Genomic DNA, 15,697 nt, shown 5'->3' with positions numbered 1-15,697 from the left:
AAGCCTCCCTGTCATCAAGAATACCAAGCTATTGCAGGACGACGGTTTGGCCCGCTTCCAGTCCTTTGGTAATTTCCACTTCCGTCGATGCGGTTAATCCCGTCTCGACATCCACTTCCCGAAGCTTAGTCCCGTCTTCCAAGATCCGTACAAAATAGCGGCCGAAATTGTTGCGCAGTCCGCCCTTCGGAATCTTAACCACATTTTCCTTTTGCTGCGTCACGATCTCCACATTGGCGGAGCCGCCGATTTCCACGCTGCCGGGAATCTTATCCAGATCGATGAACAAGGTTTTGGCGTATTTTTCAGCCAAATCTTTATTCATCGTCTGCGGCGAGGAGGATGGCGTTTGCACGACCTTGCCTACAAGCTTCGTGCCCTCCTTAAGTTCCACATTGGCAGCCATACCTACTTCCGCAGTGCTGATTTCGGAGCTGTTATCCACTCGCATCGCCAGATGAAGCTTCGTCGGGTCGGCCACCGTCACCAACGTCTGGTAGGCGTCCACCATGTCCCCCGGCTGCAAGTCCTCAACGAACACCACCTGGCCGTCGATATCGGCGACAAGCTGCTTGCTCTTGTACAACTCTTGCATCCGGTCATACTTGATCTGCTCAACTTCCACCTGAAGCTTGGCGATCCGTACTTCTTCCGCGTCCCGTCCGCCTTGCTGCGCTTGCTTAAGGCCGTACTTCGCCCGTTCCAGCGACAGTTCTTGCTCTTTCAGTTGCAAATCAAGGCCGTCGGTTACCAACTTAATGAGCACATCGCCCTTCTTGACTTTATCACCCGCAGATACCAGGATTTCGCCTATGCGTCCTCCTTGCCCTTTGAACATCGCCACATCCGTGGAAACCGACTCCCAAGTAGCTGTACCTTGAATGCTTTTCGTAATCGTACCCTTTTCCGCTTTGACGGTATTGTAGTTTTCCTGTGCAGGCTTCACCAGCGGGGGAGCGAGAGCTTCATCCTCCTTGGGCAAAAGCGAGCAGCCGCTGAGGGCCGCGGCAAGGGAGACAGCGCTTACAAGAACGACCCACCGTTTAATGGTTTGCGACAATGCGTCCATCCTCCAATTCATAAACGTGATCCACGATTTCCATAATGGCCGGATCGTGGGTGGTAATCACAACGGTCAAGCCCTGCTGCACCAGATCGCGAAACACCTTGATGATGTGCAGCCCGGTCCGGCTGTCCAGCTCCGCCGTAGGCTCATCTGCCAAAATCAGCTTCGGCTTATGGGCAATGGCGCGGGCGATGGCCGTCCGCTGCTGTTCCCCTCCTGAAAGCTCAAAGGGACGATGGTGCATACGGGGCTTCAGTCCCACCAAATCCAGCGCGGCGATGGCCGCCGCTTCCCGCTCTCTGGCCGGAATACCGGATATCCGTAGGACGAATTCCACATTCTCGTAAGCTGACATAAGCGGAATGAGAGCAAAGGATTGAAACACCAGCCCCATCTGCGTCCGCCGGATTTCGTCCCGTTCCCGGTCCGATAACCCGGTCAAATCTTGCCCCTCAAAACACACCCGGCCTTCTGTCGGCCGATCCAGGGTGCTGAGCAGATTCATCAGTGTCGTTTTGCCGGAACCTGATCTTCCTTTGAAGGCGATGAGTTTGCCTGCGGGGATCTCCAGACTGACATCGTGCAATACCGTCACCGCGCCGCTGCCGCGGCCGAAAATTCGTTTGACGCCCTCAACCTCGATGAGAGCATCGCCTGATCCAGCAGTCATAGTTCGCCTCCCAACCATCCCTGAAATATCCCTCTTCTTTTCAAATCAACCAGTGGATATTTATCCATTTTTTCAACTTTCAACCATTATAGCTCATCCTACAAACGAGCATCTATGGGGTTAGGCACAGGCATAAGAATTAAACTAATCTCCGTAAAAATGCCTACATGCCGAGTTCCCGCTGGCTCACCGACATCCGCTCCATTATGGCAGGGGGAATCACAACTCTTCTGCCCGTCCCTCCGTTTAGCAATTCCATCAGCAGCTCCACCGCTTTTGTGGACAGCCGCTCATAAGGGTGCCGGATAGTGGTCAAAGGAGGATAGACGTATGCGGTAAAAAAGGTACCGTCATACCCGATAACCGAAAGGTCCTGGGGAACCCGCCGCTCTTCCTGGGCAAAAGCCGACATGGCGCCCATCGCCATCAAGTCGTTAGCGCAAAACACCGCGGTCATGCCATCTACCGTGCTCTGGAGCATATGGGCAGCCTTTCCACCGCTTGTCCCGCTGAAATCACCTTCAGCTGCCTGATCCGGGCTATGGGCAATACCGAACTCCGCCAGCCCTTCGCAAAAACCGGCATACCGCTCCCGGCAAATGTGCAGATGCCCGGGGCCGTTAATATAGCCGATCGTCCGGTGACCCTTTTCCGCCAAATACCGAGCAGCCATTCGTCCCCCTTCCCTGTCGTCGGAATTGACGATGGAGCAGCGTGGACCGAGAGCGTCTGCGAAATTGACGCAGGGAATGTTCAGTTCCAGCGCGTCGCGAATGAGCGGATGATTCGTAGAAAACGGAGGGAGAAATAGGCACCCTTCCAGATTGCGCATGACAATCCACTCGTTCAAACGGCTGCCCGTCTTGCCGGTGTCCCCCGGATAAGGGATGGAAAATAGAATCGCGTCCTTGCCAAAGCTACGCAAAGCTTGGTGCAGCAATGGAAAAAACTCCATAAACTCGGGAGTCGCCTCGAACTCGAATTCGGGAATAAAGACCCCGATCAGTTTGCTGCTTTTGCCCACCAACTGCTGAGCGCCCATATTGGGGATGTACCCTAACTCCATCGCCTTTTGTCTTACCCGTTCAATCGTCTCAGGATGGACGCCGTAGCTTCCGTTCAACGCCCGGGAAACGGTGCTTACCGCTAGCCCTAGCTCTCGGGCCAAATCTTTTATCGTCGTCTTCAAGTTTAAACTTCCTTTCTATCCTGAATTCGCCCTTCCAACCTCCCGTCCGTCTTCTCCTTCATCGGAAACGTTTCCGAAAAAAGCCTTATGGTGTCGAACGATTCGCCCCTTGCCGGTTTTCTTTCAAATGTCCATTGCGCCTGGTTGCCCCGTACGTGTTCGGAAACGTTTCCAAAATCATACCACCGCCGGCCATTTATTGTAAATCCCGAATTTCGGTATTGGAAATGTCTAATGACACTTCAAATAAATTGGCATTGGGAATGTCATATGACATCTCAATAAGTACGAGCAATGAAATGTCATATGACATTATTCATGGCTTAAGTGTCAAATCAATCGGAAAAGGAATTACGTTTGTTACTTATGCGGAAAGTGTTTTTTCGGTAAGCTGATATCAAATAAACGTAAAGGAGACTTCCCATGATTACGCTCCCTGCAAATGAAATTCATGCGCAAAATCCGCCGAAGCCGCGGAAAGCCGCATTTCTCTACAAAATTGTCTATTTGCTTTTGTCCTTTCCCCTCGGCATCTTCTATTTCGTGTTTCTCGTCACCGGCCTGAGTGTGTCCGTCGGTCTGATGATCACCTTGATCGGCTTCCCGCTCCTGGTCATCGTCCTCACCGCATCCCGGGGCTTCATCCATTTGGAACGGCAGTTGGCCCGCCCTTTCCTATCAACTGCTCTACCGGAAAAAGAAACGGTCCGCGAAGAGCTGAAGCTGCCCCTTTTCCAGCAAATCTGGTCGATGCTCAAGAACCCAAGATCCTACACCGATATGCTCTGCCTGTTTCTGCGTTTTCCTTTGGGCATCATCAATTTCGTCTTCGTCGTCACCTTTCTGTCCGTAACCATCGCCTGCATTTCCAGCCCGCTTGTCTATTACATTTTGGAGCAGACGCTAAACATCGATATTTTCGAGAACAGCTTGTTCCACCTCCTGAACCTTCCTTACTCCACATGGACGGAAGCCTGGTGCTACACCGCAGTCGGGCTGCTGCTCATTCCGGTTACAGTGAAGGTCGTCAATGGCTTGACGTTCTTGACCGCCCATTCCCTTGCTCCATTCTCACGTGATTAAAAAATCCCGCTGCCTGCTTTAATAAGCTGCAGCGGGATTTTTTTTGCTTACCGGGAAAATGGCACCGGCTGCTCTTTTGCAAACCTCTAAAGCAAATACCGCAGCCAAACATACCCGCTGGCGAGAAGGACGGACAGCAGCATCAGGGGAAAGCCGATTTTCAAAAAGCGGACGAAGGTGATGGGATGATCTTCTTTTGCCGCAAGACCCGCCACGATCAAATTGGCGCTGGCACCTACCAGCGAACCGTTTCCGCCGAGACACGCCCCCAAAGCAAGGCTCCACCAGACTGGCTCCAGATTAGATACGCCTTGCGTCCCCATCTCCTGAATCATGGGAATCATCGTAGCGACGAAGGGGATGTTGTCCACGAAAGCCGAAGCGATAGCGCTCATCCACAGCACCAGCATGGACGTTCCGGCGAGATTGCCCCCGGTCAACTTCATGGCGCCTTTCGCCAAATCGCCGATAACGCCGGTTTCGATCAGCCCTGCCACCAACACGAACAAGCCAACGAAAAAGAACAGCGTCGTCCACTCGGTCTTCTCCAGGGAACGCTCCAATTGGTTCTCCCCCGACCGCAGCAGCAAAAGGAAGGCCCCCGCCAAGGCCACCGTGGCCGACTCCAAATGCAGGGACTGGTGCAGGAAAAAGCCGACCAGCGTCAACCCGAGGATGATCAAGCTGCGGACTAGCAGCCTACGGTCTGTAATCTCTGCCCGCTCGTCCAGCTCCATGACTTCCTGCTTCAGCTCATCCGAAGTTGACAGCTTTTTACGGTACATGAGCCAAAAGATTGCCCCGGTAACCAGCAAAATAACCACCGCAATGGGCGCCAAATGCACGATGAAGTCGAGGAACGACAGCTCCTTCACCGCGCTGCCGATCATGATGTTGGGCGGATCGCCGATCATCGTCGCCGTTCCCCCAATATTGGAGGCGATGATTTGTGAGATCAGATACGGCACCGGCGGCACTTGCAGACGTCGCGTCACACTGAGGGTAACCGGAGCCATGAGCAGCACCGTTGTTACATTGTCCAGGAAGGCGGAACCCACCGCCGTCATGACGAACAATATGAGCAAAACCCGCATGGGATCGGCCTTCGCCTTTTTCGCCGACCAAATGGCCAAATAGCGAAACACCCCGGAATCGGCGGTGATACCGACGATGATCATCATGCCGATCAGCAGGCCGATGGTGTTGAAATCGATGTGGTGAATGGCCGTCTCCTGATCGACGATCCCGAGCAGCACCATGAGAATCCCGCCGATCATGGCGACGATGGTGCGGTGGATTTTCTCCGAAATGATGAGAGCATAGCTGGCAATGAAGATAATGATGGCGATAAGCGCTTGTTGGTCCATCTCCAACCTCCCGATTTGTGGAAATTTTTTACATGAACAAGCGCAAAAAGAGCCCGTCAATGACAGGCTCCTCCAGTTCATGCTTTTTTATTCTTTACACTAGTATACCCAAGGGCTAAGGCCGGCGTCAAAGGTAATGCGTCTACTGCCTTCTCCCTTTACGACCCGTTCGTCTTTTGAAAATCATAAGGCGGCTGTCGCCGCATGTTGTCGACTTGGGCGATCTTCCAGCCGGCAGCATCTTTTTTCACCACGACATCCATATAGTAGGCCACGCCGATGGCGTTCACCGTATTCATCGTATAGGTAAAATGCAGCTCGTTCTCCCCCGCGAATTCACAGTAAATCGGGTCCCAGCGGAAGGGGCGGCTGAAGGTGCCGCCGTTATCCGGCAGACGCCCCTGGCGAATGGCCTCCTGCAAAACCGGGCTGTTCCATCCCGCATCGGTAAAATACGGCTGCACGTCCGCCATCGTTTTCACTTCCCCCCTCATGTATAAACGCGCTTCCTGCCATTCCAGCGTGATAGCTGCTTCCAGCACATCGGCATAGCGAACGGCGAGATCAAACGCTTTTTTATGCTCCACACTGACATCCTCACGAGAGATGAGCATCAGCCGCTTTTGCGGAAAATCCGGCGTGAACTCCACCTTCGTAAGATCCGGCAAGAGCGTATCCATCAGGAGCCGGTCGTTTTCCTGCGTGATCCGATTGTTGATTTCCACCGGAATAATGGCGCTGTCCGTCTTCTCTCCCGCCTTTTCCGAAAAGAATCGCAGGGGAAATGCTACACCATCCGCTCCAACGGCAAAAGCGTATACGTTTTCCGTTTGCGGCACGCCGATAGACTGATACCAGGCATACACCGGTTGCATCAGCAGCACATCATAATCGCCGAAGGTATATACCTGCATCTCCGCCGTTCCCGCATCCGAGGGCAGATACAGATCATACAAGAGGCTGATGCGCGTTTCTTTGCTGTCGTCTGCTTTTTTCCATACCACTTCATAATCTCCATGAAAAATGAAATCGTATTTGGTCTTTCGCTCATTATCCAGCGACCGCAAGCTGAGTGTGCCGTACCGAGAACGGCCGACGATGCGCGTCTGTCCGTCATCCTGCACGGGGACAGTGTCATCCAAAATCGTCTGAGGGAATTTATCGCCGTTTTTTGGCAGCGTCCACACCTCGGACTGGTCAAGCAGCTGCGCAGGTGCCGTTGTCTCTTCTGTGGTGGCTTCCGGACTTGACACGTCGCCCGCTTTACGGGCATTCGTCGGACTTCCTTCAAGCTTGGTTGCCGTCGGCAGAGCAGAATCGGCTGCCTTAACACCGCCGTTTGCCCCTCTTGCCCCTTGGCACGCGGCAAGTGCCGCAGCGACACAGGCCAGAGCGAGCCCGATGGCCAGTCTTCTTTTTATCATAAAGGCAACCTCCGTTTATGCATTCGCCAACTCCTGCATTCTTTTAATAGACTCCGTATGCCAGAATATGGTTGCATACTTGTGCTCTGGTTGCATTCGTCGGTTTTCCTTTTATAATAGGAATATGCGTTCGCGTTGGAGGGATGATCGTGCGGCTGGAAACGAAAGAGGATATTTTGAAAGTGGTCCTGCAGGACGAGTGGATGATGGGAATCTTGAGAAAAGCCAAAACGTTGGGGCTGCCCGATTGGTGGGTATGCGCCGGTTTTGTGCGTTCGAAAATATGGGATACGATCTACGATTATACCGAGCGTACGCCGCTTCCGGATGTGGATGTGGTCTATTTCGATCCGTCCGACATCTCCGAAGAAACCGAAAAAACGCTGGAGGATCAGCTTCGCCGTCTGGACCCATCTGTCCCTTGGTCGGTCAAGAACGAAGCACGCATGCACCTCGTCAACGGATTCGCCCCGTTCGACTCCGCTGAAGATGCTATCTCCCAATTTGCCGAGACGGCTACGGCTTTGGGGCTTACCATGACCGATGACAGCGAACTGATCCTCACTGCCCGTCTCGGCATAGCCGATGCCGTAAATGGCATTGTCCGCGCGAACCCCTGCATGCTGGCAAGCCGGGAGACGGCAGCCGTCTACGAGGCCCGCATCGCCAAGAAAAACTGGCATCTCCTCTGGCCCCACCTTCAAATCATTCACGTTTAACCCATGCAACTATTATCCGCTTTGCGTTGTCTATTTGATATCCTGAAAATGGATAAATCGCCTCGCCTTTTATGGACAAGGAGGGTATCATGAGACACCGCAAGCTTTTCGCATGCATATTGCTATCCGGCATCGTCCTTACAGGCACGGCCGCCGCCAGTTCCCCCCAAGCAGTCAAGTACATCCTGACGAAAGCCGATTATCCCGTGATAGTAGGACAATCAAAGGCGCAGTTGGAATTGCCCCTGCTGAATTATGAAGGACATACCTATGTGGCGCTGAAGGATCTGGACAAACTCACCGGCACGCAGGCGAAGTGGAATCCGCAAAAGAACCAGATCGAAATTAACGAGCTTACTACCTTTGTTTCCCCCGATGAGTACAGCTCTCCCGAAAGCGATTGGGTCACCATCATCAACAAACAGTTGCAAAGCATCAATAACCAGGACGAAAAAACATACTGGACCCTTTTCACCCCGGAAGGGAAACGTAATGTTCCCGAGTTTCCGCAAAAGAAAGTCATCGCCACTTTCCATTACGAATTTCGCAATGTCACCGATACATCGGCAGACGTCCTTGTGGACTCGATCCTAAAAGTGGACGGGGAACTTCGTCCCACTCAAGCCCAATATAATTTCGTTAAAACGGGCGGAAGTTGGAAAATCGGCAGCTTTGAATTTTAACAAATCCTTAGCGGGGACCCCAGACACTGGTCGAGCGGCATTTACCGTAGCGGAGTAAGGCTATTATAGTGGCAAACCAATAAAATACTTATGTAGAAAAAAAGCTCAATGATCGGTCGTAACCCGATCATTGAGCTTTTATCTTTATAAGATTGCCGCCTCAGGCGTAATCTTCTTACAGCAATTCTTTTACCAGAGAAACCACGTTCTTGACGGAGAAGCCGAAGTATTCCATCACTTCGTTGCCGTTGCCCGATGCGCCGAAGGTGTCGATGGACAGCACTTTTCCGGCAGGTCCGGCGTAGCGGTCCCAGCCCAGGGAAATGCCGGCTTCCAGCGTGAGACGCTTGGTTACAGCGGCAGGAAGGACGCTTTCCTTGTACTCAGCGGATTGACGGTCGAACAGTTCACGGCTCGGCATAGCTACGACACGAACGGACAGGTTTTCCTTTTCCAGTTCGGCTTTGGCGTTAACAGCCAGGGAAACTTCAGAACCGGTGCCGACGAGGATGACGTCCGGGTTAGCATTCGTTTCGGTCAAAACATAAGCGCCTTTAGCTACATCAGCCTTGTTTCCACGGGTCGCTTCGTAGATCGGCAGGTTTTGGCGGCTCAGGATGAGCGCGACCGGACCTTGTTTTTGCTCCAGCGCGTAAGCCCATGCGCTTGCCGTTTCATTGGCATCCGACGGACGGATGACCGTAAGACCCGGGATGGTGCGCAGCGCAGCCAATTGTTCGACCGGCTCGTGGGTAGGGCCGTCTTCGCCGACGGCGATGGAGTCATGGGTAAAGACATAGATAACCGGCAGCTTTTGCAGGGCCGCCAACCGGATGGACGGACGCAGGTAATCGCAGAACACGAAGAACGTGCTGACAAAAGGCTTCACGCCGCCGTGCAGCGCCATGCCGTTGCCGGCTGCGCCCATGGCATGTTCACGTACGCCGAAGTATACGTTGCGTCCAGCATAGGACTCAACGGCAAAAATAGCTTCGTCTTTGATCTCGGTCATAGTGGAGTGGGACAGGTCTGCGCTGCCGCCAAAAATGGACGGTACGGATTTTACGAAATGGTTGATCGCTTCGCCGCTGGCTACCCGGGTAGACAACGTCTTGGAGCTGTCGAAGGTCAAAATGTCGGCAGCATCGATCACAAGGGAACCGTCGATAACGCCGGCCAGTTCCTTGCCCTCAGCAGGGTATTGGGCGGAGTAGGCAGCGAAAAGCTTGTTCCACTCAGCTTCAACAGCCGTGCCTTTATTTTTGAATTGGGCAAAATGCGCTTTAACCTCTTCCGGAACGGTGAACTCTTCTTCGTAGTTCCAGCCGTAGTTAGCTTTGGTCGCTTTCGCTTCTTCCTTGCCCAGAGGAGCGCCGTGTACTTTGTTCGTTCCCTGCGCTTTGCTGCCGTATCCGATGATGGTGCGGATTTCGATCAGCGTCGGTTGCTCTGCGTTCAGCTTAGCCACGGCAATGGCTTCGGCGATCTTGGCCACGTCGTTGCCTTCTTCTACGCGCAGATATTGCCAGTTGGCGGATTCTGCCCGCTTTTGCACATTCTCGCTGAAGGAAAGATTCAGTTCGCCGTCCAGAGAAATGTCGTTGCTATCGTACAGCACGATCAGTTTGCCGAGCTTCATATGACCGGCCATAGACATGGCTTCGTAAGAAATACCTTCTGACAAGCAGCCGTCACCTACAAGAGCATAGGTGTAATGGTCGACTACCGGGAAGCCTTCTTGGTTATACTTCGCGGCAAGATGAGCTTCCGCCATAGCCATACCGGCTGCCATCGCAATGCCTTGTCCCAAAGGTCCCGTCGTCGCGTCTACGCCATCGGTATGGCCGTATTCAGGGTGACCTGGGGTCAGGCTGTTCAGCTTGCGGAACTGCTTCAGATCGTCAATGGATACGCCATAGCCGAACAGGTGCAGAAGGCTATATAAAAGAGCGGAGCCGTGGCCCGCCGACAGCACGAAGCGGTCGCGGTTGAACCACTTGGCGTTTCCGGGATTATGGCTCAAATGCTGGGCCCAAAGGGCGTAAGCCATCGGCGCAGCTCCCATGGGAAGCCCCGGGTGGCCGGAGTTGGCGGCATTGATGGCATCGATGGACAACGTGCGGATCGTATCGACAGCTAGCTGGTCAATCGTTTTCGTAATAGACATCTATTTGTCCTCCTTTTGGTATGGATTGGAATGGCTCGACATAGGCCAAACGCTGGTCTATTCCACATAATTTCACTATAATACGATTAGCACCTATATAAGTAATCGATATATTTTACAGGAGCTATAAACCATGTCTATAATAAACAATTACGAATTATATAAAGTGTTTTATTGGGCCGCAAAAACGGGAAGCCTGACCCAGGCCGCCAAGACCTTGTACCTCACCCAACCCAGCGTCAGCCACGCCATTAAACAACTGGAGAACAGCTTCGGCCTCCCCTTGTTCCACCGGAATGCCCGCGGCGTCACCCTTACCCAAGAAGGCACCATTCTGTACTCCTATATCGAGCAGTCCCAGTTATTGATCTCCTTAGCCGAAGAAAAAATGACCGCGCTCAAAAACATGGATGACGGCGAGCTAAGAATCGGCGCAAGCGGCTCGCTGTTCAAACATTATCTGCTTCCTTATTTGGAAGACTTCCACCGCAAGCATCCCGGAGTGAAGCTCTACCTGAATCATGGCACGACACCAGAAATCATCTCCTTTTTAAAGGAAGGGCAAATTGATCTGGGCGTCGTCCGCATGCCTATCACCGATCCCCAGCTGGAAATTAAAGAGAGCTTTCAACTGCAGGACAGTTTCGTCGCCGGTTCGCTTTTTTCCGAGTTAAAAGATAAGGTTCTCACCTTGGAGCAACTGCTGGAGTACCCAATCATCCTGTTTTCCCGAAACAGCCGGGCCCGCATGGCGATTACCGAGGTTTTTAAAGGCTACGGCTATTCCCTCAAACCGGAAATCGAGGTTGGCAGCGTCGAACTGCTCATCGAGTTAGCGCGAAAAGGTCTCGGCATCTCGTATGTAACCCGGGAGTTTGTCAAGCAAGAGCTGGAGGAGGGATCGTTGTTCGAGATCCGCTTGGACATCCCGCTGCCCCCCGCTCAAGTCGGGATCATGACGACGCGAAACATGCCGCTATCTATTGCCGCAAGCGAATTTATAAAGATGATCCGATAGCCTCCCCTTGAAAAATATCCCGGTGAACATCGTACGCCCGCTTATCCGGACCCCGCAGCCGATCTTTGAACTGCTTGGGCGAGCAGCCGTTGTACCGCCGGAACATTTCATAAAAATGACCGAGATTCGAAAACCCCACCGCTTCCGCCACTTCCGCAATACTGCTGTCTCCGGTGAGCAGAAGCTGCTCCGCCTTGCGTATGCGCTTAAAGACGACAAAATCGCTGAACGACAGGCCCATCGCTTTTTTAAACGTTTTAATGAAATGGGTATAGCTCATGTTCACCATAACGCAAAGCTCCGATACAGACAGTCTCCCGCCCAGGTTCCGTTCAATAAAATCCAGCACCGGCTGAAGCCGTCCGATCAGACCGTTATCGTTATAAGTCAGCATCTTCCGGGTGTCGTTGCGGAGGAGCAGCAGCAGCATGGTTTTGATCCGGGCAGATACAGCCAGCTCATAGCCAATTTCGCTGCGTTTCATCTCTTCATCTATTTCGTACAACAGCGCAGCGGTCTGATGCCGGACAGCATCGTTCTCGCGATAAATGTAATTCAACGAACTAAGCGGCCGAATCACCTCGGAAAAATGCTGCATGCTGCCAATGACGCTGCTATCCCAATATTTGCGAAGATCAATCTGCAGGACGAGATAGCTCACCCCGCCCTCCTTCGCCATCATCGTCATATGCGGCTCCAGCGAGCCGAACACAGCCATATCCCCTTCCCGCAGAACGAACTGCTCCTCCCGCCGGAAACAGGTCAATTCCCCCCGCAAAATCAAAAGGAACTCCACTTCCTCATGGTAGTGCCATTCGGTATATTTTTGCTGGCGCCAGTCCTGCTCCTTCTTGCGAAGGCGTTCCTCCGGCTCGGGGAAAACGCCCTCCAAATGCCAAATTTTTATGGGGAGAAAAGGGTTTTGGTAAACCACCTGCTCATGGCGCATATCAGGATGACGCATAGAGAGCCTTCTACTCCTTCCGGCTAAAATCCGACTACAGAATCATATAAAAAGAGCTTACCATAAACCCGTGATTCCGCAACTCGCATGACAGAATACCGGAAGTTTTTGACCCAAGCGGCCATTTCGTCAGACGGAGGCATCCCTTAAAATGATGGTGAAAACCGACGGATAAGGAGAGCGATACCGTGATGGCAAACAAACTCAACGTTACGATATGGAATGAAGGCCGGCATGAAAAAATGTCCAAAGAGGTTGGGGACATCTATCCCCATGGCATGCATACGGCCATCGCTGGGGGTCTTTCTGTGGATGGCGCATCGATCCGCACAGCCACCCTGGACGAACCGGAGCATGGGCTAACGGAAGAGGTACTGGCGGACACCGACGTGCTGTTGTGGTGGGGACACATGGCTCATGACGACGTCAATGACGAGATCGTGGAACGGGTACACAAGCGGGTCATGCAGGGTATGGGGCTGATCGTGCTGCATTCCGGCCATTTTTCAAAGATATTCAAAAAGCTGATGGGCACCACCTGCGACCTGAAATGGAGAGCCGACGGCGAGAAAGAACGGATCTGGGTCGTCAACCCGGGACACCCTATCGCCGCAGGCATTGGAGAATATTTTGAACTGCCGAAGGAAGAAATGTATGGCGAGCACTTCGACATCCCTGAACCGGATGAACTCGTGCTGGTTAGCTGGTTCGCGGGCGGAGAAGTGTTCCGCAGCGGCTGCTGTTACACAAGAGGCGCGGGCAAGATCTTCTACTTCCGTCCCGGCCACGAGACCTTCCCCACCTACTACGATCCGAATGTCTTGAAAGTCATTTCCAACGCCGTAAAATGGGCTGCACCGGTAGAACGCGAAGCACCGACATACGGGTTCCGCAAGCCGCTGGAGACGATCTAAAGGAACAAAAAAATAGGCGCGGGCTGACGCGAAGGGATTAGTTCCCGCTGGCGTCAACCGCGCCTATTCCTTTGGAGAACAAGCTTACACAGGCTTCCAGCATGGCCTCGTCCTGCTCAAGGTTGATCTCGCTGTCGCCTTTAAACATATACTGAGCAAAAACGTGCGAGAACAACACTCCGTAAAACATCTTCGCCATCCTCAGGGTATCGGTAGCAGGGATCTTCCCCTCCGTATGAAGCGCCTCCAGGTAGGAAGCCAGCTGCTGTTCCAGCATCCGGGGAATTTCCGTTATGAAACCGGCAAATTCGGCATTTCGCGGCGCCTCTATCATACCCACCCGCATAAAGGGAATGCTTTCCCGGCAAAAAGCAAGGTACGTTTTGGCCAGTTCGCGCAGAGTTGACAGCAAGTCCCCGGACAGCTGCGTTTGAAAGATTTCCGGAAGCAAACCCTGCGGCGTTACCTTTTTGATATTGTCTGTGATGGCCTCGGAAAACAGCCGCTCTTTCGACTCGAAATGCCGAAACAGCGTGATCTCGCGGACACCTGCCCGATCGGCGATATCCCGGACCGTTGCAGCGGTGTAGCCTTTTTCGCTGAACATGTCCCGGGCAGCAGCCAGCAGCCGTTCCCGTGTATCGTTTTTCTTCATCGTAACGATCCTCTCTTCTCACTTCTTCGACGAACCGGTTCCAGGAAAAAGCAGCTTGCCGCACCGAGCACCATGAACCAACTGATGCTTTTAAACGTGTCGTCAAAAGCCCGGGAAAATCCGGTTCTGTACAATTTCGCAATTTGTTCCGAAATTCCTCTCATTTCCTGATCACCCGTCGGCACAGAGTTGCCTTGAGCCCCTTGCATCTGCTCGAGATGGGCCAACAGACTGCTTTTGGCCTGAGCATTCAAGCCAGCATCGGACTGTATAAGGGCGACAGCCTGCGCTTTGGCACCGCTCATCTCGCTATTGACGTTGGCATTGAAAAGAGTAACCAACACGGCGATGCCGATGACCTGCCCGAGGGTGCGCGTCATATTGTTGACGCCGGAGGATATCCCATATTTGTCGGCAGGCACCGCCTGCATCGAAGCCATCGTCATGGGCGTCATGGCGATGCCAAGTCCCATACCGGCTACGGCCATTCGCCAGATCACATCGGCGCGGGTCGAATCGGGAGTTAACCAGCCGAACAGGTATATCGCCGCACCGAAGATTAACAAACCGGCAATGGATAACCAGCGGCTGCCGAATTTTTGCGAAAGCGGCCCGGCCGCTCCGGCAAAGACAATCGATACCAGCGGCATCACCGCGATGGTGTCGCCTGCCGCCTGCTGGGACATGCCCAGCGACATCGTCAGATAGAACGTGACGAGAAAAGCGATGCCGGTCATTCCCACGCTCAAGGTAAACATGCCGCCCATACCGGCGGAAAACGGCCGAACCTTCAACAGCCACAGCGGCAGCATCGGTTCAGTCACCCTGGCCTCCGCAAGGAAAAAGAGTACCAGCGCGCCAATCCCAATGGCAAGAAGCAGCTCGATAGAAATCGATGTCCAACCCTTATCGCTAACCTGTACAAGGGCCAGAGTCAAGGAGAACATCGAGACAGTCAAAAGCAGCGCCCCCACCCAATCGATTCGCTTAGAAGCCGTCGTATCAATGGATTCCGGAATCAAAACCAGGCAAAGCAGGAATGTGATGATGCCCGTCGGAATGTTGATAAAGAATATCCACTGCCAATCCGCATGTTCTGCCAATAGCCCGCCGAGAACCGGCCCGCCCGCAGACATCAATCCGCCTAAGGCTCCCCACACGCCCATTAGTAGCCCCTGCCTATTCTTCGGCACGAGCAGCATGGACATCGGCAGCGTTACAGGCACTAGCATCGCTCCTGCAATGCCTTGCATAACCCGAAAGGCGATGAGCAGATCGGCGCTGGACGATACGCCGCATAAATAAGAGGATAACGTGAACAATCCAACTCCGATCAAAAAAACGCGCTTACGGCCAAACTGATCGGCTAGCCGCGAAGCGGTAACCAGCAGAACGGCAAAGGCAAGGTTGTAGCCATTCAGCACCCAGGAGATCGTCTTCATGTCGGTCCCATAAAACTCGCTCATCTTCGGCAGCGTGATATTTACGATTGTCGTGTCCAGCAATGCCATCGAATAACCGATCATGATCGCAAACAGACCGATGGCGGTTCGCCATTTGCTTTTGCTTAGGTGAAATGTCCCAATCCCCATAGGATATCCCCTCAATCCCAAAATGTAAGTATGTACTAACATACTAACACTAGCTTACACTCTCTTCCGCAATTTGGCAATAATCCCCACAAAGTGGGTGTCCGAAAAACAACAAAGACGCAAAAAAGCCGTCTCCTCACTGCTTACGCAGCCAGGAAACAGCCTTCTTCTCTTGCGGTTTCAGCC

Annotated in this window: 14 protein-coding genes; 5 read left to right on the top strand and 9 right to left on the bottom strand. The window is 53.0% G+C overall.

Translation table 11 applies throughout. The annotated features are described in order from the left end of the window. Window positions 1-28: 28 nt before the first annotated feature. The 3 genes from TJ79_RS20530 to TJ79_RS20520 all read right to left on the bottom strand — a co-directional run bounded on the left by TJ79_RS20530 (window position 29) and on the right by TJ79_RS20520 (window position 2,925). Complete coding sequence (locus tag TJ79_RS20530) at window positions 29-1,060, bottom strand: efflux RND transporter periplasmic adaptor subunit (RefSeq protein WP_052339817.1); 1,032 nt, start codon at window positions 1,058-1,060, stop codon at window positions 29-31. Further along, on the bottom strand, window positions 1,044-1,736 hold the full coding sequence (locus tag TJ79_RS20525; RefSeq protein WP_040952217.1) for an ABC transporter ATP-binding protein: 693 nt from the start codon (window positions 1,734-1,736) through the stop codon (window positions 1,044-1,046). Before TJ79_RS20525 ends, TJ79_RS20530 begins: the two co-directional genes overlap by 17 nt. A gap of 163 nt (window positions 1,737-1,899) precedes the next feature. Continuing rightward, complete coding sequence (locus tag TJ79_RS20520) at window positions 1,900-2,925, bottom strand: LacI family DNA-binding transcriptional regulator (protein ID WP_040952216.1); 1,026 nt, start codon at window positions 2,923-2,925, stop codon at window positions 1,900-1,902. 423 nt (window positions 2,926-3,348) lie between these two features. Here TJ79_RS20520 and TJ79_RS20515 point away from each other — a divergent pair, with 423 nt between their 5' ends. Further along, the gene (locus TJ79_RS20515; protein WP_040952215.1) at window positions 3,349-4,008 is read left to right on the top strand and encodes a sensor domain-containing protein; all 660 of its coding nucleotides are present in this window, start codon (window positions 3,349-3,351) and stop codon (window positions 4,006-4,008) included. Window positions 4,009-4,094: 86 nt separating this feature from the next. Here TJ79_RS20515 and TJ79_RS20510 read toward each other — a convergent pair whose 3' ends face one another. Together TJ79_RS20510 and TJ79_RS20505 are read right to left on the bottom strand one after the other, a co-directional pair. Then, complete coding sequence (locus TJ79_RS20510; RefSeq protein WP_081757044.1) at window positions 4,095-5,456, bottom strand: ArsB/NhaD family transporter; 1,362 nt, start codon at window positions 5,454-5,456, stop codon at window positions 4,095-4,097. Between the two features lie 77 nt (window positions 5,457-5,533). Then, window positions 5,534-6,799 (bottom strand): hypothetical protein, encoded by a 1,266-nt coding sequence (locus tag TJ79_RS20505; RefSeq protein WP_040952213.1) that lies wholly within the window; start codon window positions 6,797-6,799, stop codon window positions 5,534-5,536. A gap of 143 nt (window positions 6,800-6,942) precedes the next feature. On the opposite strand from TJ79_RS20505, the gene TJ79_RS20500 reads away from it, so the two are divergent. Both TJ79_RS20500 and TJ79_RS20495 read left to right on the top strand, forming a co-directional pair. Continuing rightward, entirely contained in the window at window positions 6,943-7,518 is a 576-nt protein-coding gene (locus TJ79_RS20500) for a nucleotidyltransferase family protein (protein ID WP_040952212.1), read from the top strand. A gap of 89 nt (window positions 7,519-7,607) precedes the next feature. Beyond that, window positions 7,608-8,201, top strand: coding sequence for a hypothetical protein (locus tag TJ79_RS20495; RefSeq protein WP_040952211.1), 594 nt, complete (start codon window positions 7,608-7,610; stop codon window positions 8,199-8,201). A gap of 175 nt (window positions 8,202-8,376) precedes the next feature. On the opposite strand, the gene tkt is transcribed toward TJ79_RS20495, so the two are convergent. Then, on the bottom strand, window positions 8,377-10,362 hold the full coding sequence (tkt, locus tag TJ79_RS20490) for a transketolase (RefSeq protein WP_040952281.1): 1,986 nt from the start codon (window positions 10,360-10,362) through the stop codon (window positions 8,377-8,379). Between the two features lie 139 nt (window positions 10,363-10,501). Here tkt and TJ79_RS20485 point away from each other — a divergent pair, with 139 nt between their 5' ends. Continuing rightward, entirely contained in the window at window positions 10,502-11,386 is an 885-nt protein-coding gene (locus TJ79_RS20485; protein ID WP_040952210.1) for a LysR family transcriptional regulator, read from the top strand. On the opposite strand, the gene TJ79_RS20480 is transcribed toward TJ79_RS20485, so the two are convergent. Further along, window positions 11,367-12,350, bottom strand: a complete 984-nt coding sequence (locus tag TJ79_RS20480; protein ID WP_052339816.1) for an AraC family transcriptional regulator — start codon at window positions 12,348-12,350, stop codon at window positions 11,367-11,369. The two genes, TJ79_RS20485 and TJ79_RS20480, sit on opposite strands and share 20 nt — an antisense overlap. A gap of 191 nt (window positions 12,351-12,541) precedes the next feature. Between TJ79_RS20480 and TJ79_RS20475 the strand changes: the two genes are divergently transcribed. Then, on the top strand, window positions 12,542-13,264 hold the full coding sequence (locus TJ79_RS20475; RefSeq protein ID WP_040952209.1) for a ThuA domain-containing protein: 723 nt from the start codon (window positions 12,542-12,544) through the stop codon (window positions 13,262-13,264). A gap of 37 nt (window positions 13,265-13,301) precedes the next feature. Here the strand turns inward: TJ79_RS20475 and TJ79_RS20470 are convergent, their stop codons facing one another. Beyond that, window positions 13,302-13,919, bottom strand: a complete 618-nt coding sequence (locus TJ79_RS20470; protein ID WP_052339815.1) for a TetR/AcrR family transcriptional regulator — start codon at window positions 13,917-13,919, stop codon at window positions 13,302-13,304. After that, window positions 13,916-15,511: an MFS transporter gene (locus TJ79_RS20465; protein WP_052339814.1), complete on the bottom strand. Its 1,596-nt coding sequence runs from the start codon at window positions 15,509-15,511 to the stop codon at window positions 13,916-13,918. The genes TJ79_RS20470 and TJ79_RS20465 overlap by 4 nt, the downstream gene beginning before the upstream one ends. Between the last annotated feature and the right edge of the window lie 186 nt (window positions 15,512-15,697).

Source organism: Gorillibacterium massiliense (assembly GCF_000455485.1).
In the GTDB taxonomy this organism is placed as follows: Bacteria; Bacillota; Bacilli; order Paenibacillales; family NBRC-103111; genus Gorillibacterium; species Gorillibacterium massiliense.
The sequence above is the reverse complement of the archived record's forward strand: the minus strand, read 5'-3'. Positions and strand labels throughout refer to the sequence as shown.